This is a genomic window from Parasphingorhabdus sp., from assembly GCF_965233695.1.
In the GTDB taxonomy this organism is placed as follows: Bacteria; Pseudomonadota; Alphaproteobacteria; order Sphingomonadales; family Sphingomonadaceae; genus Parasphingorhabdus.
This window is the reverse complement of sequence record NZ_OZ247497.1, coordinates 51,487-67,740: the sequence shown is the minus strand read 5'-3', so window position 1 is coordinate 67,740 and position 16,254 is coordinate 51,487. Positions and strand designations below refer to the sequence as shown.

Genomic DNA, 16,254 nt, shown 5'->3' with positions numbered 1-16,254 from the left:
GCTAAAGGTGCAATCATAATCCTCTCCCGCTTTAGGGGAGAGGGTTTGGAAATAGAGCGGAGTATCGGAAAAAATGTCACTTTTGGAAGCACGGAAAACCTACAAGCCCTTTGAATATCCATGGGCCTATGACTTCTGGAAGCGGCAGCAGCAGATTCACTGGATGCCGGAAGAAGTGCCGTTGGGCGAGGATTGCCGCGACTGGGCGCAGAAGCTCACCGATCATGAGCGCAACCTGCTCACGCAAATCTTCCGTTTCTTCACGCAAGCCGATGTCGAGGTGCAGGATTGCTATCACGACAAATATGGCCGCGTGTTCAAACCGACCGAAGTCAAGATGATGCTGACCGCCTTTTCCAACATGGAAACCGTCCACATCGCCGCCTATTCGCACCTGCTCGACACGATCGGCATGCCGGAAAGCGAATACTCCATGTTCCTCGAATATGAGGAGATGAAGGACAAGCATGACTATATGGGCACATTCGGTGTCGATACGGACGAAGATATTGCCAAGACGCTGGCGATGTTCGGCGGCTTTACCGAAGGGCTGCAGCTGTTCGCCAGCTTCGCGATGCTGATGAACTTCCCGCGCTTCAACAAGATGAAGGGCATGGGGCAGATCGTGTCCTGGTCGGTGCGTGATGAATCGCTCCACTGCGAAGGCATTGTCAAAATGTTCCACACATTTGTGCAGGAACGCGATTGCCTGACCAAGAATGTCAAAGAAGAAATTATCGACTGCTGCCAGAAAACAGTGCGGCTGGAAGATGCGTTTATCGATCTGGCGTTTAGCGACGGTCCGGTGACCGGCATGACCGCGAAAGAGATCAAGCGCTATATCCGCTACATCGCCGACTGGCGTCTGGCGCAGCTGGGCTTCCAACCGATCTATATGATCGAAGACCACCCGCTGCCTTGGCTCGCGCCATTGCTCAACGGTGTCGAGCATGCCAACTTCTTCGAAACCCGCGCGACCGAATATTCCAAAGGCGCGACCAAAGGCAATTGGAACGAAGTCTGGGACAGCTTTGACCAGCGCAAAGGCAACAAAATTATCGGCATCGAAGCGACCGATAATGATGATGACGGCGAAGATATGTTCGAGCAGGCGGGGGTTGCTGCGGAGTAGGGATGAGCGGAGTTCCGTACACTAGTCGGGGCATAAACCCAATTCTTGCGGCACTTCTAAGTGGTCAGGCTATGACCACGCCTTTTGAATCCGTTGAACAACGTCTCAAACCCATTCTCCAAAAATGGGGTAATGGCTACCTCGTTAGAACTAAACCGAGTGGTTCAATCGCAAAGGGTACAGCTGTAGCTAGTGGATCAGATGTTGATGTCTTTGCATCTGTAAGTTCAGGCTGCCCAAATTCGTTGGAAGAAATCTACAATACGCTTTTTAATGCTCTGTCGACCGCGGGTTATTCCCCACGGAGGCAAAATGTGTCAATTGGGCTAGAGGTTATGGGATACAAAGTTGATGTAATTCCTGGCCGGCGTCAGTCAAGTCATGGTAACAACCACTCTCTTTATCGCTCGAAAACTCGTTCTTGGATAAAGACCAATATTGATCATCATATCAGCTACGTTCGAAACTCAGGAAGAGTAGCTGAAATAAGGCGGATTAAGAGTTGGAGAAATCGGATTGGTATTGAATGGCCGTCTTTTCACCTTGAGTTGTTCGTCATAGATGAACTTCACGGTTGTCCTCACAATGCGATAGAGCAAAATCTCCGAAGGGTTTTGGATGCTGCAACAAAGTCGATTTTTAGACCACTGATTGACCCGGCAAATACTAATAACAGAGTCAGCGATGATATGGATTTGACGACAGGGATGTCTATTTCGGTTGCTGCATCAAATGCACTACTCAGCAACTATATCTAAATGAGTAATCAAGACTTATTGTCTGAATTGGTTCGCTATAAGGCTATAGAATTAGGCCAAAGTCTACATATATCTCGTCAAAGCTCAGACCACGGTCCATCAGTTGGCAGTGCGGCTGAGAATGATTGGCAAAAGTTCTTTAGAAGCCTGCCAAAACGATACGATGTTACCGAAGGGTTTGTGGTTTCAAGCGACGGTGAAAAAAGTCCGCAGTTAGACTTGATCGTACATGATAGCCAATATTCACCATTGGTGTTTTCCAAAAGTGGTATCAACTATGTGCCTGTTGAATCGGTCTATGCAATATTTGAGGTCAAGCAATCTGTGAGTGTGGACGGTCTTCGCCAGATAAAGTTTTCGGCTTGCGCAGTGAGGTCGATGAATCGTCGTTATTCACCAGTAAGGATAATCAACAAAGATCGAGTCATTGGCGAACCGAATTATATACTGTCGGGGATATTGGCATTGTCATCAGGATATCAGCCGCCAATGTCGAAGGCCCTACAAAAAAGTATGATAGAGGGTAAAGACGTTGAAAAAATCGATCTATGTTGCGTAGCTGAAGCGGGATACTGTGTGATAAATCGCGAAGGCGAAGTGCGTATAGAAACCGGACAAGAGGTACTTGGTAATTTCGCATTCGAATTGATGGCCGAACTTCAACGCGAAGGAACCGTTGGACCTATTGATATTCGCTCGTACACTAGACATTTGAACGACTAGAGAGTTGGAAATTTAGTTGACGTGACAGTTTACTAAATACACCGAGCAGTTAGCCACCCATCCTAACACCAATCCCGCCGAAAACCCTGCCACTCTTCCGCCAGCCCTTCGTCGACCAGCTGCGTGCCCAGACTTTTCCCGCCGCGTGTCACAATGCGCAGGTCGCGGCCATATTGGTCCTGATCGCGGGCGATTGACTCAAGGGCAAATCCATCTGCATTGAGCAAGCTGAGCAGGCGCATCTTGGCGCGCTCGCCCAGACGTTTTTCCGCCGCGCAGCCGGGGCTCGAAATTTCCGGCGTGTTGATATCGGCGATGCGGATCTTGCGTCCTTCAAACCAGAATGTGTCGCCGTCGACCACGCAATTGGTACGGGTGGCGCCCAAGCAAATGCCAAAGCTGGCGCGATGCGGATCAATGGCGGCGCTGTGCGAGGCGGGCGGCCCGCCGCTGAACCAGATGGCGGCAAACAGAGCGGAACAGGCCGCCAGCGTGATAATCGCAAAAGCGGGCCAGCCCATGGTCGAACGGCCGATATCCTCGGGCAGCGGGCGAAAGGGGCCTTGCTGCGCCCGCCGAAACGCCTCGCGCTGGCGCGCCGGTGGGAAGGGCGTGATTGTGTTCCTGCTCATCGGGAAAATTTACCGGGAGGATGTTTAGGAAAGGCTAAAGCCCATCTATTTTGCCCATTGCCGACAGCCCCATCCATTCGCTGCCGGATTAACCAAAAAAATGCACCAATATGCAATGGTTTGATGCCTATACTTGATACAATAACAAGAAAGGCACTCTCCCATGTTTCAGCTTGTTTATAAAAGTAAACCCGCACCCGGCTATGATCCGGATGAATGCACTGACATATTATTTCAGTCGCGCCGCAACAATCCCCAAATGGGCATCACCGGCGCGCTGCTCTATACCGGATCCTATTTTGTTCAGGCGCTGGAAGGCAGCGAGGACGCTGTTCGCACGGTCTATGCCAAGGTTAAAAAAGACCCCCGGCATGTCGACATTGAATGTCTGTCCGAACATGAAATAGAAGAAAGCGAATTTGGTCGTTGGACAATGGCCTTTCCCCGAACCAAAGTGACAGAGCATAGCGATTTGGAGCATCAGTTGGAGTTTATGACATCCAACGCTTGTGAAGAAACGCGAACATTATTTTCGAAATTTCTGGCCAAGACCCGCCGGAAACAACTGCACTAAAATTATGTTGGAACGGATTAGCACCGGGTCTGATCGGTGCTACCACGCCCCTTAGGACATTTTGGTCCATCCCGGCCTTGTAGAAATACGTACGAGTTGGCCGGCGGGCGTGGATTGTTCTGCACAGCCTATATTGACCCGCCCCAAACAGGGCAGTTGGTCTATCGTCCTAACGCTTCTGCTTAAACACCTTCTTCTCGACATATTCCGCGAAATCCTTGGCATAGGCGTCGCGCAGCTCGATCTGGGCTTTCTCGATATCTTCCTCTGTCTTGGGCGGAAAATATTCCAGCGGGTTTTTCACCTGGCCCTTGCCGACCTTGGTCTGTTTGTCGCCGTCAAATTCGCGGTAGATCCAGCCGGTGAACAGGTTGCTGCCATACATCATCGCCTTGTGATAAAAGATATGCGTGGTGGTGAGCTCGGCATAGCAGGGCGCGGTGGAGTCGGTCAGGCGCTTCTTGTCCTTGACCGTCTTGTTCATCGCCTTGATCTTGGCTTTAAGCTCGGGGTCGTTCTTGGCATCCTCGTTAAACGGTGTCGGCTCCTGCACGATGATCTTATAGCCATCGAGTTTCAGCGTTTCGTTGATGCCGAGCTTGTTGAGTTCCTCCATCTGAACCTCTGGGCCCAGATAATCCTTCATCAGATCCTTGACCGTTGCCACCCGGTTCTTGTGCGCTGCCTGATCCGCTAGCGCGCCGACAATGCCAAAGCCGGAGAGCAGGCCGGTATTGATGCCGATATAATTTTCCGTCGGCCAGACATGCAGTTCACAGACCGATCCATCGGCGGCCAGCTTATAGCTTGGCTCTGGCACCGCTGGTGCTTCGCTGACCGATGCGGCCTCTGCCACTGCAACAGTTTCTTCGACCATGGTCTCGACGGCGGCGCCGCCCGACGCCTCTGACGCCTCGCTGGTCTCCTGCGCCATGACAGGTGTGGATGCAAAACTGGTGGCTGCGGCCAAAGCGGCCAAAGTTGAAATTCTGGTCATTTTACTCTCCCCCAAATGCGCCATAAAAATGCAGCATTTTGCATGTGATGAGCAAGAAAAAATGATGTCACAGAATGTAAATATTGCATGGTTTGAACGGTTTAGGAACAGTCGAGAGGGAGGGGGCTCTTGTCAGGGACCAGCCACAAAAAACCCCGCCGGATCGTTCCGGCAGGGTCTGTGTGTTTCGTTTGTCAGCGCGGCTTAGGCGTAGCTGACTTTCACATTGGTCTTGCGACGACGGAGCGCCCCACCGATGGCACCAAAACCAAGGATCATGAACGCCCAGGTTGCTGGCTCCGGCACGGCTGCCGAGACATCAATATTGTCGAGGTTAACCGAAGTGCCATTAGCGGTGAGAATGAAATTAAGCTGGTCAATATTTCCGGCAAGACCGCTAATGGTCTGAAAACCACCCGGGGACAGGCTGCCGGCTAACGAAAAGACCGAACTCCCGTTTAAAAATCCGTCAACCTGATATTCGCCTGTACCGTTTTGCGTTGTCAGATCGAAAGAGTTGAAGTTGAAGATGCCGCCGAGTACCTGGACCGAGCCGACTGGTCCGCCGCCAAAGACAGATCCGAAAACCAGGCTTGGCTCTGGGTTACCGAAAATATGGCCTTCAAAAACATCACCGCGGACGGCGCTGACGGTGAAACCATCTTCTATATAAGGACCGGTAAAGACGTCGCCATTGGAACCGCCCAGATCATCAAACGAAATAACTGCAGCCTGCGCAGGAGCAGTCAAAGCCATAGCTGCAACAGCAGCCGAACCGAAAATCAATTTCTTCATAAAATAACCCCATAAGTCCCGGTCAGAAAACCAGGAAAGTAACGCCGATTGGCGCGTAGTGATGCGAACCCTAACGAATTATTAACATTTTTTGCATCTGCGAACAACTGATTCGGGGAGATCAATTCATATGTCCCGATTTGGTACATGAAACCTGGTTTGTCCGCCTTCCTGAAACTGTTTGGCTATCATGGCCGAGCAGGGCTTCATCGCGAAAAAAACCGCTTTCCTACACGCTCTGCTTTGTGGCTTAATCGGGCGCATGATGACCAAACGCCCCACTACACCCAGACCCGATCCGCGCAGCGCCGCTGTCCAGAACCGCCGGATATCGCGCATTCCCGCCTTTACCCCGGTGGAGCTCAGGCGTGTGCGGCCGGATGGGTGGACGCCGCTCCGGCAGTCGGAGTTTCTCGGCCTGCTCGCCGAAACCCGCTGTGTCAAAAAGGCGGCGGAGCGGGTGGGGATGAGCCGGGAGACCGCCTATCGCCTGCGCCGCAAGCCGGGCGCCGAGAGTTTTGTTGCGGCGTGGGATGCGATCCTTGGTCCGCCGAACAGTCCCCGCGCTAAGGTCACACTAGATGGCCTGTTTCAGCGCGTGCGGCAGGGCCGCTACCGTCCGGTGCTGCGCGGCGGGCGCTATGTCGGGACATTGCAAAAACCCGATGAATCCGCGCTTTTGGCGGCGTTATCCCATCTCGACAGGGTATGTCCGCCAGAGGATTAGCCGGGGCAGATGGCGAAAGGTCACAGAAAAGAAAAAGGGCCTTTGGTGTGACCCGCTATGCTATGAAGAGGCTTATGAAGACCACACGCCTTATTTTCGCGCTCGCTGCGTTCTATGGCATAACGGTGCTGCTGCTGCTCGGCCTGTTCGGAGAGGCGCAGTTTAACACGGCAATGCCGCCGGCTATCACTCATCCCGAATTTTACTACGGCTTTCACGGCGTCGCGCTGGTGTTTCAGCTGATCTTTGTCCTGATCGCCATCGATCCCGTGCGCTATCGCCCGCTGATGCTGGTGGCGGTGCTGGAGAAGCTCGCCTTTTTTGGTCCTGCGCTGTGGCTCTATAGCAGTGGCCGTTTGGTTGAAGGCGGGCCGTTTTTCGGCGCGATGATTGACGGTATCTGGGCGCTGCTGTTTTTGCTGGCGTGGTGGTTGGCGCGACCGGAAGAGGAGGGCGGAGCTTAGGGGTGGGCACCGTCGGCGGGCGCGGACAAATCATTTGACCTTAACTGTATTATTGATACATAACAGTAATACAGCATGACCGGGTCGGTCCTGCAATATTACGGGGACTGATATCATGACACGCACACAGAAAATCCTATCCACTGCGGCGCTGGCCACTGGCGCGCTCGCGGGCTCAGCCCATGCCGAGAGCAAGCCGGCTGAAACCGAGGAGTCGATAGCGGCGGATTTGGCTGCGCTCGATGCGCGGCTGTTCAAGGCGGCGTTTGAAACATGCGATATGGCGGTGGTTGAAGAGCTGCTGGCGGAGGATATGGAATTCTATCATGATCGTGATGGTCTGTCCTACACCAGTAGCGCGGCCTTTATCGCGGACGTCAAAAGGGACTGCGGTGGCGGCAAACGGGTGCTCGTCGCGGATAGCATGACCACCCATATGATCGGCAATTTCGGCGCGATGCAGCAAGGCCGGCATGAATTTCATCAGGTGATGCCCGACGGCTCCAGCATCGCCCGCGAAAAGGGCGTGTTCATGCATATGTGGCAGCGCACCGCGGAAAACAGCGCCGGCTGGCAGATCAGCCGTATCATCAGCTATGACCATGAAGGCATGTAAGCGATGGGCTCATTGCGTGTATCCGGTCCTGGGAGGGGAAGGCGGAGGCTGGCCGCAATGGTCCGTCTCCGCTGACCGGGGCGAGGTGCATTCAAGGCTTTGACCCAGATCAAGGCGGCCCATATGGATTGCCGTCATTCTGCATGTTCACCGAGGAACAATGCAGGATGACATTACATGACCCAGTGGCCAGTGCTGATCTTTATCGGGATGATGGGCCTTTTTGGCATCGGACTGATATACGCCACGATTGCGGAAGAGCTGAGAGAGCGGCGCGAACAGGCTGGCGGTTGAAAGAACCGCTTTCCTACAAATATGCTTCGCTTCTAATAAGGCGTATGACTGAAACGAATCAGCCAGGCTGAGTTTTGTTCACGGCAGTTCCTGGAAATTAATGCCACGGGCCGTTTACTTTTCACAAAACTGTCATGAAACTGACAGGATGGTTGCGCTGAAACACGAGTTAGCGGTTTATGCGATTGGTGGACTGGGGGTTCTGGTGGGTGCCTTTTGGTCAGCAGACTTTCGTCATGGCCCGTTTTTTCGGGAAGACGGGATTGTCGAAATGACAGCAGCGATCTTGTTTCTGGTCGCGCTGATTATCGGTGTGTGGCGGCAACTATACCGCACGCTGGTCGGATTTGCTCTTTGCGGACTCGCGCTACTCGCCTGTTTGAGCGAAATCAGTTTCGGTGCGCGCTATTTGGGATTTGCCATGCCTGCAATGCCGGGCGGCGGCGAGCTGGACGGGGCGCAGGATCTGGTGATGCTCGCTTATCGCGGGTTGATGAACAGCGGTAAGCAATTGCCGGCCGTTATTCTGGCGATTGTGCTGCTGGTAATGGTTGTGTCATTTGCTTGTCGCAGTGGCTATGCGGCACGGATGATAATATGGTTGCGAGCAGACAAGGGCCGATTGGCTATCTTGCTCTCCCTGGCCATCATCGGGCTGGCGGTGGTCATTGATATTATGGAGGTCGCGCGTTTGCCGAAGAGACTCTGGAGCTGTGTGGCGCCCTGCTGATGACGACCGCTGCATTGCGACTGCGACGCGGAAAGCCACGCCGGATTTTGTCGCAGCCACGCAACGCCCTGGCGACAATTGCAGGGGATGAATAGTCCTGTTGGGTTTCGTTCATATTTCTGGCGTTATTTCTGACAATCGGAAATAACGAAGGGAGTTTGAGATGAAAAAGACGATGATAAGCCTAACCGCCGCTGCCCTGTTCTTGCCCGTTACGCCGGCACTGGCCGATGCCGGCGGCTATGCGGATGGTGGCGTGCCAGCTGCCGGATTCTACAGGGTCAGCGATGACGACTGGGACGATGATGATGATCGCTATTACAAGCCCCGCCGGATGAAGCGCGGGGACCGCTACTGGCGCGACCGCGACGGGCGCTATCGTTGCAAGCGCGACGATGGAACGGTGGGCTTGATTGTCGGCGGCGCCCTGGGTGCCTTGCTTGGCCGGGAAATTGATGGCGGTCGGGATCGGACTGTCGGGACCGTGTTGGGTGCCGCGGGCGGCGCGCTGCTTGGCCGGGAAATAGATCGCGGTGAACTGCGTTGCAAATAGGCCTTCGGGCTGCGTGTTAGCGCAAGTCCGCTGATTAAAACAAAACCCGGTCCTGATCGTTTTCAGGGCCGGGTTTTCTTGGGGGACAGGAAACTGGGTTTAGGGAGACAGGGTTCAGATAATCAGGGATGCGGCGTTTTGCGTAGCAGGGACAATGCTGGCGCCAACAAACAGCGTCGAAGAGATAAGGGCGGCGATGGCGGCGGTGATTTGGGCGGTGAAGTTACGGGGCATGATGAAATCCTTTGGGGGTTTGGTGCCGGTCCGCTGATTAGCTTATCAGGGACGCGGCATTTTGGGCTGCTGGGCCGACGCTGGCGCTGATCATGATTGCTGCAGAGAACAGAGCGGCGAAGGCGGCGAATACCTGGTTTTGAACATTGGTGGTCATGATTATTTTTCCTTTTGAATTGGGGTTGGTGATTATGCGATGAAAGAAGCGGTGTTTTGAACGGCTGGGCCAACGCTGGCGCTAATCAGAACAGCGGCGGAGAACAGAGCGGCAAAAGCGGCAACAACTTGGTTTTGGATATTTACGTTCGACATTTTTAAATTCCTTCTTGGTTTAATTTGGTCCTTCGCGGTTGTGGTTGCGAAGATGTTTGTAGCTTTGCATAGGGCGTGCCAGTTTTTGAAAAGTCATATAAATCAATGATATAAGATGTTTTGACCGTTTACAGAATTTTACTGGAAACCGGAAAGTGGGAAAATATACTAAATATTGGTTTGATCAATTGGTGACAATCACTGCTTCGAGGTTTGAGCACCCATATTTCGTTAATAACGCACTGCTAAGCCCTCCATTATGTTCGGACCGCGCCTCACCCGTGTCTTTGCCAGCCGCAATAATGCGCTGTGGTGGTCAGCCATGGTGCTGGTCACCGCTTATTGTGTCGCAGCAGAACCGCCGACTATGCCGGAAGGTCGTACCTCAGAAGGTCTGGCTGCAGGCAAGACGGCGGAAAAGCCTGCTGATCGATGGGCTGGTATGGAGGATGTGGCCAAAAAGCGTGGTGAGCTCTTGCCCTAAGATATGTCTGTCGGTGCTAGGTGGAACGTTCGATGCGCTCCACAAACGCATGCGCTTCGGCAAGTCCGATATTTTTGCTCTGTCGCACCCGTTTGATGGCTTCGATCTTTCTGCCGCGATGTAAAGCTGCGCGGACATCCCGGATCATCAACTCTTCTTCGCTATAGTCGCTTTCATCTCTAACAATAAGATGATCGTCGGCTTGCAGAGATGGAACAGGCTCGGGCGGGGTTTTCAGGTCCGTGGAAGGTTGAACCGGATCCTCTATTGAAAGCGACTTTATATCGGTGAGGTCTGCTGGAGGGGCCATAAGATCGTTGCGATCATGGCGCGGCCACAGCCACCAGATGAGGAGCAATACAAGAATTGTCGCGCCGACCCAAAGCTCTGTCGAACCAAATGTCATAAATTCCTACCTTTATCGGCAGAAGCTAATATTGCGCTGTCCCGCCGTCAACGCTCAGCATTGCGCCGGTTATACCAGCGCCGGCATCGGATGCGAGCAGCAGTGCCATGGCTGCAATTTCTTCTACTGTATTCGGTCGCTTGAGCGCACTTTCTTGGGCGAACATGTCGATCATCTCTTCAAAGGTCATTCCCAATCCCTTGGCAGTAGTGGGGCCGTTGTCGAGGATTAGATCGGTCAACACGAGGCCTGGGCATATGGAGTTTACTGTAATGCCCATGGTGCCGACCTCTTGGGCCACCGCCTTGGTCATGCCGTTAATCCCATGCTTTGCGATCGTGTAGGGCGCAAATGTTGGTTTGCCCATTTTCCCTTCGGTTGAGCTGATATTGATAACCCTGCCGGATTGCTGTGCGATCATCGGTTTAAGTGCTCGGCGGGTTGCCCAGAATGTGGAATAAATGTTCCATTTCATTGCTTCATCAAAGGCTTCGTCTGTCAAATCAACCAACGGGGCGAGGGCACCAGCGCCACCTGCATTGTTGACTAGAATATCCACTGTTCCAAATGTCTCTATGGTCTGATCAATAAAGCCCTCAACAGAATCCTGCTGCATGACATCCCCAGCGATGAATATGGCACGATCACCGGCATTGAGCTCGTCGAGCACTTTTTTCCCTTTTTCCGGATTGCGTGCCATCAATGCAACATTAGCGCCTTCTGCCAAAAATGCCTCGGCAATGCCGCGTCCTATGCCTGCTGTACCGCCTGTAATGGCTGCCGTTTTACCCTTGAGCTGCATGATCATCTCCCGTTGAAAATTTTCCTAGAGCTATCGATTGGAGGACAGAGCGGCAATGACTTAAAAGATTAGGCATCAGATTGTGCAGTATGCCAAAAGTTTGAAAAACCAGCGAAACTCTCGTTGCGTTCATAAAAAGAGCTCTGAATATTAACCTAAGATAAAATCAACATTCAGCAATCGGTCAATCGGTCATGCCTAAAACGATCCTTGTCGAGTAACAAACGAGTCGGATCGCGAAGATCCTTTTGGAGTAGAAGCAATGATCAACAAGGTTTTAGGAACACTCGCCATCACAACTGCTGCTATTTCAGCGATGGCATTCGCAACGCCTGCTGAAGCACGGGGTGGTTATTCTCAAGGCTATAATGACGGCTATTACCAGCGCATCGGTGATGACCGTCGCTATTATCGTCGCGGAGATTATTACCGGGATGATCGTTATTATGATCGCCGTGATCGTCGCTACTATCGCGAAAAGCACCGGAGTTATCGCGACAAACGACGCTACCGTAGCGATCGTCGCTATCGCGGCTGTGATCGAGGCACGGGCGGCACCATAATAGGTGCTATCGCCGGCGGACTATTGGGTAATGAAATCGCTGGTCGCGGTGACAAGACCGAAGGCACGATTATCGGCGGTGCAGTCGGTGCACTGGCGGGCCGTGCAATTGACCGCAACTGCTAAGGCGGGGAACAGCGTAGAGATTAAAGATAAGCCCTCTGTATTCCGTTCTTGAATACAGAGGGCCTTTCATTCCTCGCGTCGCGTATCGAGGAAAGGGGACCGTGGTCTAGAGCTCCGGTCCCCGTTTCTTTTGCTACCCTATCCGAAGTATCACCGGCGTGCCAGCATTGGCGGTATAGGGCCGATCCAGTCGGACAAATCCGCCTTATCTTTAACGAAATAAGGCTTGCCCTGACTGTTAAGATAAAAACGCTGCATCTCGCTGCGGTTAAAGGGCCGAGATCCCAGCCGTCCGAACACAGCCATTTGACCACCGGTTTCATCGACTGCGCGGTCCCGGTCCAACCCTTTTGACAAAGCCAAAGCCGGTTTCGGCGTGCGGGCAAAGGCGATCAGTTCCGGCATAGGCGGTGGCGAGAAGCCGTAATAGTTGGGTTGACTATCCGGCGACGTCAGCTGGATGACCTTGAGCCCGTTTCGACCATCGGCGACATACGCAAACAGCGTCGCGTTGGTCGAGCCGACAATCACATCTTCCGCATCATTCATCTGGCCACCAAATGTCTCCTTGCGATAGATTGCAGGTTCTTCCGGCTTGGTAATATCGGCGATGACCAGCCCCTCATCTTTCGCTGCGATATAGGCATAGGTTCGAGCGAGATAAAGGCGGCGCGCATTATTTAGCGGGATTGTACCGGATTCCACGGGAACTGGATTTTCCATGTCTGTGATGTTGAACAATTTCACGCCCTGCGCATCCGTAACCCAAATGTAGCGAAATTGCAGAGCAGAAGCCCGCGCATCCGTCATTGGTATTGTGATCACATGTCGTGGTTTGAGAGGATCGTTGAGATCAATGACTACTAGTCCGCTGTTCGCAGTAATATAGGCATAATGACCAGCTAGCGTGATGTGCTTGGCACCGTTCAAGACGCCGTCAGCATTCCATGTGACTGCCCGCTTGAAGAAGTTGTTGCGGAACTCGCCATCGGCCAACGTGTTGATGTCTACAAGGATCAGGCCTTCTTCGCTGTCGGTAATTACGGCATAGTTATAGATCGGATGAAACGCCTGTTCTTCATTAATTTCGCGCAGCTCTGCCGTGTTGCGTTCCGGCGCAATTGGCTGGTTGGTTGAAAGTGCCATGCAGGTCGCGTTTTTGGTATCAACATGTGTGTCATGGCCTAGCGAAGAGAATGGGGCTTTCACTATTCTTTCAGAAAAGCCCTTGTTGCCGATCGAGGCAACGTCATAGGCGCGAAAACCGCCTTTGCCTTCAGCGACAAACATGTACTCTCCGCGCAACTGCAGACAGCGGACGCTATCACCGGTGCCCTGCACGACATTGGCAAATTCTTCGAGCGCTTTGGTTTCGCCGGACAGATTATCATCCAGTCGCTCACCACGCACCCAGTTGATCAGTTCGCGTCCGTTGTCCTCAACATGCATCCGCCAGTAGTCAGGATAGGCATATTTTTGCAGGTAAGAACCGATAACCGCCTGTGGCTCATCCCATTCGGTAACGCGGACGGCTTCAAAGCCTTTTTCCATCCCGACCCAGGCATGCAGACCGACAAAATTCACAAAATTGGTGCCCTGCAAGAGCAGTTGCGACATGATTGCATTATTATCGTTCGCTTCGCTCAAGTGACAATCAGAACATTGTTTCGTCTCGGTTTTACGGACCGTGTGCGGGAAGTGTGGAGCAAAGGCTTGGCTCGAGAAGCCGATGGCCGATATCGGCGGCTGCTGCACATATATGCGTTCGCGGTTGATATTGGTTGAAGAAAGCACCAACGCTGAGGTGGACCGGACTGGTGCGATGATGCTGCCCTTTGTCGTTTGATGGCGACCGAGCTGGAACATCTGATCACGGGCTACCTGCGGATTGTAGGTGGCGTAGTTACGGGTCGTGCCGCCTTCATATTTATGACTTTCGGTTTGCCAGTTGGCCTCGATCGGTAAATGGCAACCACCGCAACTGGTTGTCCAGCTCAGGTGGCAGGTGAAGCAGACCATATTTTCGTCTTTATGGGCCCGATCCTCCATCGCCACGCCGGCACCAAATTTATATTCACCGGTCTCCGAAGCGCTTTTCGACATCAATTTGGCACGCGCCGATTTCAGATTAAAGTCGGGATGTGATCGATCGACACTGTCTTTAACCAGACTCATCCGCCAGCTGATTTTCGGATCGACGATGGACCTCTGGATCAGCACACGTTTGCCATTTGGATCCTGCATCCATTCAAAACGCCGCTGGCCATCTGGATTGCGGAGCAACGCCAGATTTTTGCCTTTCGGGCGTGCGGCGAGGTTGGATGTCATCAATGTTGGATAGGCGTCAGCCGTGCCGTGGCAATCCTTGCAGTTGATCTCTACCGCATTGGCGACTTCACCGTAGATCAGTCCATTACCATGACTATCCTGCGCAAAATGGCAATCGGCGCATTGCATACCAACTTCGGCATGGATGCTCATCATGTGGACTGATTTACCAGGGTTGATTCCGGGTTCCACGAATTTCGCTTCGTCCTCGCGGCGGAATTTCTCAGGATCACCATTGTCCACAATGTCGCCATCTTCATCCAACAAGTTGCCGTCGCGGTCGCGTTTCAGGATGGCGCGGAAATTCCAGCCATGACCATGATAGTCGGCAAATTGTGTATCCTTGGCTTCACTATTTAGATCATAGACATTGCGTAAGAAATCCAGGTCGCCCCAGAGTCCCTTGGGTGAAGCGGCCTCCGGATTACGGTCCAGAATTTTGCGAACTTCTTCGGCATCAGGATATTTTTGTTGCTTGTAGATTTTTTGATATTCTTCGTCACTCATGCCCTCTGGTTTAGGCGTCGTATTGTCCGGCCCAGGCCACATCAGTGGCGCATCGGATTCATAGTCCCACATCGTGTAGCCCAAAAAGCTGTTCAGGAAGATGTTCGGCTGGTGCATGTGACAGTTCATGCACTGGGCGGTAGGTATGGCGCGGGTGAAGGCATGCTGGATTGGGTGGCCTTTTTCGCGTTTCGCCGGGTCTAATTCGGCACTGTGATCGTCACCATGTCCATCATCATGGCCGTCCCCATGATAGGCAGCTTTCTTATCATGACTCTCCTTTTTGCTGTAAGAAGCGTCATAGGTTCCAAATTTGCCAACGCGATGCTCGCCCTCTTTGAGATTTCGGATCGTTGGATCTTTGGTCTGGGTCTGACCGTCGCGTCCATATTTCGCCCAGATCAAGCTGTGGCGCGGTTCGCGGTCATTGGCATAGACTACATGACAGCTGGCACAGCCGGACTGGCGATAATCACCGGGTTGATCATTGGTGCCCATAAACCAGGTGAATGGGTCATTCAGTCTGGTTTTATGGATGTTCAGGGCCGGAATGGCCACACGCAAGCCGGTGCCGGGGCCGCGGTTGGACTGTTTCAGGTCAGGGCGACCCGGTTCCTCTAACCGTTGTATGATGCCGCCAATATTGGGAAGGCCAATTTCTGGGAATTGCGTGTTGATGTTTCGACCACCGCGCTCGAACACACGGAAAACATCGCCGGGCGGTATCGTGTGCCAGGTTGGCAGGGGATAAAGAATGGGCAAAGCGCCGCGCTTCTTCTGTTCATCCGTCACTGTGCCGTGTGGACTGCCAGGAGACTTGATCGTCGCAGGCAGGCCTTTGCGCGTATAGGCTTCGCCAAAGACATAATTTTTGAACGGCACGATACCGTTGTTGTAAGCTGCTCCGCCCCAGAGCATCGCTCCGGTGGCCATTAGCGACCGTTCGGACGCCTCGATAATTTCCATATGGCAGGCACCACAGGATTCTCGCGCGACGCGGTAATCTGACGGATTGACGAAGCGGACAAATTCCGGTGCTTCCTTGTTGAGCAAAGTATAGCTGCGCTTTGGATTGGCGGAAGAAGGCCAGTGCCAGCTTTCGGGATATTTGGGGAGAACGTGCGCTTTTTTCAGCGCAAACATATATTGTGGGCTTTTCTTGCCCCAGCCATTGTCACCCGTCACACTCGCATCGCCGCCATGACAATCCACGCAGCCGAGTACCACGGCGGGCGATTCATGCATCGTTTTTTGATCGCTGTCGGTGTGGCAGGATATGCAACCCGTGCTTTTGCTGTTGGCGGCGTCCCATGTCTGGTTTTGCGGTGCTGGCGGCGTAAATGTATAGTCGATTTTCTGCGGCTTCTCTTTGCCAGCTGCAAAGGCTGGAGAAGCGCCGAAAAGGATCAAGCTAAAGGCGAACAGCACCGCTGCAACAGCCCATATCCCGTACGATTTGGATTGCGCGGATAACAGAGGAGGAGAGCGAAGCTGCATA

18 protein-coding genes are annotated in these 16,254 nt (G+C 53.0%); 11 read left to right on the top strand and 7 right to left on the bottom strand.

All coding sequences use genetic code 11. The annotated features are described in order from the left end of the window. Positions 1 to 73: 73 nt before the first annotated feature. The 3 genes from ACO6S1_RS00260 (at position 74) to ACO6S1_RS00250 (ending at position 2,613) form a co-directional block, all read left to right on the top strand. Positions 74 to 1,132, top strand: coding sequence for a ribonucleotide-diphosphate reductase subunit beta (locus ACO6S1_RS00260; RefSeq protein ID WP_422344369.1), 1,059 nt, complete (start codon positions 74 to 76; stop codon positions 1,130 to 1,132). 71 nt (positions 1,133 to 1,203) lie between these two features. Then, on the top strand, positions 1,204 to 1,890 hold the full coding sequence (locus tag ACO6S1_RS00255) for a hypothetical protein (protein ID WP_422344368.1): 687 nt from the start codon (positions 1,204 to 1,206) through the stop codon (positions 1,888 to 1,890). Next, entirely contained in the window at positions 1,891 to 2,613 is a 723-nt protein-coding gene (locus ACO6S1_RS00250) for a DUF6602 domain-containing protein (protein WP_422344367.1), read from the top strand. Positions 2,614 to 2,675: 62 nt separating this feature from the next. On the opposite strand, the gene ACO6S1_RS00245 is transcribed toward ACO6S1_RS00250, so the two are convergent. After that, a complete protein-coding gene (locus ACO6S1_RS00245) occupies positions 2,676 to 3,245 on the bottom strand; it encodes a thermonuclease family protein (protein ID WP_422344366.1) in 570 nt (189 codons plus the stop codon). Positions 3,246 to 3,408: 163 nt separating this feature from the next. On the opposite strand from ACO6S1_RS00245, the gene ACO6S1_RS00240 reads away from it, so the two are divergent. Beyond that, positions 3,409 to 3,819, top strand: coding sequence for a BLUF domain-containing protein (locus ACO6S1_RS00240; RefSeq protein ID WP_422344365.1), 411 nt, complete (start codon positions 3,409 to 3,411; stop codon positions 3,817 to 3,819). A 169-nt stretch (positions 3,820 to 3,988) separates the two neighbouring features. On the opposite strand, the gene ACO6S1_RS00235 is transcribed toward ACO6S1_RS00240, so the two are convergent. Beyond that, positions 3,989 to 4,816, bottom strand: coding sequence for a hypothetical protein (locus ACO6S1_RS00235; RefSeq protein WP_422344364.1), 828 nt, complete (start codon positions 4,814 to 4,816; stop codon positions 3,989 to 3,991). Between the two features lie 204 nt (positions 4,817 to 5,020). Then, positions 5,021 to 5,611 carry a PEPxxWA-CTERM sorting domain-containing protein gene (locus ACO6S1_RS00230; RefSeq protein ID WP_422344363.1) on the bottom strand — a complete coding sequence of 197 codons (591 nt, stop codon included), beginning with the start codon at positions 5,609 to 5,611 and terminating at the stop codon, positions 5,021 to 5,023. A 262-nt stretch (positions 5,612 to 5,873) separates the two neighbouring features. Between ACO6S1_RS00230 and ACO6S1_RS00225 the strand changes: the two genes are divergently transcribed. The 5 genes from ACO6S1_RS00225 (at position 5,874) to ACO6S1_RS00205 (ending at position 8,995) form a co-directional block, all read left to right on the top strand. Beyond that, positions 5,874 to 6,338 (top strand): hypothetical protein, encoded by a 465-nt coding sequence (locus ACO6S1_RS00225; protein WP_422344362.1) that lies wholly within the window; start codon positions 5,874 to 5,876, stop codon positions 6,336 to 6,338. Positions 6,339 to 6,412: 74 nt separating this feature from the next. After that, positions 6,413 to 6,802, top strand: a complete 390-nt coding sequence (locus ACO6S1_RS00220) for a hypothetical protein (protein ID WP_422344361.1) — start codon at positions 6,413 to 6,415, stop codon at positions 6,800 to 6,802. Positions 6,803 to 6,917: 115 nt separating this feature from the next. Beyond that, a complete protein-coding gene (locus ACO6S1_RS00215; RefSeq protein ID WP_422344360.1) occupies positions 6,918 to 7,418 on the top strand; it encodes a DUF4440 domain-containing protein in 501 nt (166 codons plus the stop codon). A 442-nt stretch (positions 7,419 to 7,860) separates the two neighbouring features. Beyond that, positions 7,861 to 8,442: a hypothetical protein gene (locus ACO6S1_RS00210; RefSeq protein WP_422344359.1), complete on the top strand. Its 582-nt coding sequence runs from the start codon at positions 7,861 to 7,863 to the stop codon at positions 8,440 to 8,442. 163 nt (positions 8,443 to 8,605) lie between these two features. Beyond that, positions 8,606 to 8,995 (top strand): glycine zipper 2TM domain-containing protein, encoded by a 390-nt coding sequence (locus ACO6S1_RS00205; RefSeq protein WP_422344358.1) that lies wholly within the window; start codon positions 8,606 to 8,608, stop codon positions 8,993 to 8,995. A gap of 423 nt (positions 8,996 to 9,418) precedes the next feature. Here ACO6S1_RS00205 and ACO6S1_RS00200 read toward each other — a convergent pair whose 3' ends face one another. Continuing rightward, positions 9,419 to 9,541 carry a hypothetical protein gene (locus tag ACO6S1_RS00200; RefSeq protein WP_259371339.1) on the bottom strand — a complete coding sequence of 41 codons (123 nt, stop codon included), beginning with the start codon at positions 9,539 to 9,541 and terminating at the stop codon, positions 9,419 to 9,421. Between the two features lie 259 nt (positions 9,542 to 9,800). Between ACO6S1_RS00200 and ACO6S1_RS00195 the strand changes: the two genes are divergently transcribed. Then, positions 9,801 to 10,025, top strand: a complete 225-nt coding sequence (locus ACO6S1_RS00195; protein WP_422344357.1) for a hypothetical protein — start codon at positions 9,801 to 9,803, stop codon at positions 10,023 to 10,025. Positions 10,026 to 10,041: 16 nt separating this feature from the next. Here the strand turns inward: ACO6S1_RS00195 and ACO6S1_RS00190 are convergent, their stop codons facing one another. Both ACO6S1_RS00190 and ACO6S1_RS00185 read right to left on the bottom strand, forming a co-directional pair. Then, the gene (locus ACO6S1_RS00190; protein WP_422344356.1) at positions 10,042 to 10,431 is read right to left on the bottom strand and encodes a hypothetical protein; all 390 of its coding nucleotides are present in this window, start codon (positions 10,429 to 10,431) and stop codon (positions 10,042 to 10,044) included. 25 nt (positions 10,432 to 10,456) lie between these two features. Then, on the bottom strand, positions 10,457 to 11,233 hold the full coding sequence (locus ACO6S1_RS00185; RefSeq protein WP_422344355.1) for an SDR family NAD(P)-dependent oxidoreductase: 777 nt from the start codon (positions 11,231 to 11,233) through the stop codon (positions 10,457 to 10,459). 262 nt (positions 11,234 to 11,495) lie between these two features. Here ACO6S1_RS00185 and ACO6S1_RS00180 point away from each other — a divergent pair, with 262 nt between their 5' ends. Next, positions 11,496 to 11,921, top strand: a complete 426-nt coding sequence (locus tag ACO6S1_RS00180) for a glycine zipper 2TM domain-containing protein (protein WP_422344354.1) — start codon at positions 11,496 to 11,498, stop codon at positions 11,919 to 11,921. 150 nt (positions 11,922 to 12,071) lie between these two features. Here the strand turns inward: ACO6S1_RS00180 and ACO6S1_RS00175 are convergent, their stop codons facing one another. Continuing rightward, the gene (locus tag ACO6S1_RS00175; RefSeq protein WP_422346258.1) at positions 12,072 to 16,253 is read right to left on the bottom strand and encodes a hypothetical protein; all 4,182 of its coding nucleotides are present in this window, start codon (positions 16,251 to 16,253) and stop codon (positions 12,072 to 12,074) included. Position 16,254 lies beyond the last annotated feature (1 nt).

Coding starts and splice junctions, on each gene's coding strand:
- ACO6S1_RS00260 (WP_422344369.1), top strand. CDS start 74: ATGTCACTTTTGGAAGCACGGAAAACCTACAAGCCCTTTGAATATCCA.
- ACO6S1_RS00255 (WP_422344368.1), top strand. CDS start 1,204: ATGACCACGCCTTTTGAATCCGTTGAACAACGTCTCAAACCCATTCTC.
- ACO6S1_RS00250 (WP_422344367.1), top strand. CDS start 1,891: ATGAGTAATCAAGACTTATTGTCTGAATTGGTTCGCTATAAGGCTATA.
- ACO6S1_RS00245 (WP_422344366.1), bottom strand. CDS start 3,245: ATGAGCAGGAACACAATCACGCCCTTCCCACCGGCGCGCCAGCGCGAG.
- ACO6S1_RS00240 (WP_422344365.1), top strand. CDS start 3,409: ATGTTTCAGCTTGTTTATAAAAGTAAACCCGCACCCGGCTATGATCCG.
- ACO6S1_RS00235 (WP_422344364.1), bottom strand. CDS start 4,816: ATGACCAGAATTTCAACTTTGGCCGCTTTGGCCGCAGCCACCAGTTTT.
- ACO6S1_RS00230 (WP_422344363.1), bottom strand. CDS start 5,611: ATGAAGAAATTGATTTTCGGTTCGGCTGCTGTTGCAGCTATGGCTTTG.
- ACO6S1_RS00225 (WP_422344362.1), top strand. CDS start 5,874: ATGATGACCAAACGCCCCACTACACCCAGACCCGATCCGCGCAGCGCC.
- ACO6S1_RS00220 (WP_422344361.1), top strand. CDS start 6,413: ATGAAGACCACACGCCTTATTTTCGCGCTCGCTGCGTTCTATGGCATA.
- ACO6S1_RS00215 (WP_422344360.1), top strand. CDS start 6,918: ATGACACGCACACAGAAAATCCTATCCACTGCGGCGCTGGCCACTGGC.
- ACO6S1_RS00210 (WP_422344359.1), top strand. CDS start 7,861: ATGGTTGCGCTGAAACACGAGTTAGCGGTTTATGCGATTGGTGGACTG.
- ACO6S1_RS00205 (WP_422344358.1), top strand. CDS start 8,606: ATGAAAAAGACGATGATAAGCCTAACCGCCGCTGCCCTGTTCTTGCCC.
- ACO6S1_RS00200 (WP_259371339.1), bottom strand. CDS start 9,541: ATGTCGAACGTAAATATCCAAAACCAAGTTGTTGCCGCTTTTGCCGCT.
- ACO6S1_RS00195 (WP_422344357.1), top strand. CDS start 9,801: ATGTTCGGACCGCGCCTCACCCGTGTCTTTGCCAGCCGCAATAATGCG.
- ACO6S1_RS00190 (WP_422344356.1), bottom strand. CDS start 10,431: ATGACATTTGGTTCGACAGAGCTTTGGGTCGGCGCGACAATTCTTGTA.
- ACO6S1_RS00185 (WP_422344355.1), bottom strand. CDS start 11,233: ATGCAGCTCAAGGGTAAAACGGCAGCCATTACAGGCGGTACAGCAGGC.
- ACO6S1_RS00180 (WP_422344354.1), top strand. CDS start 11,496: ATGATCAACAAGGTTTTAGGAACACTCGCCATCACAACTGCTGCTATT.
- ACO6S1_RS00175 (WP_422346258.1), bottom strand. CDS start 16,253: ATGCAGCTTCGCTCTCCTCCTCTGTTATCCGCGCAATCCAAATCGTAC.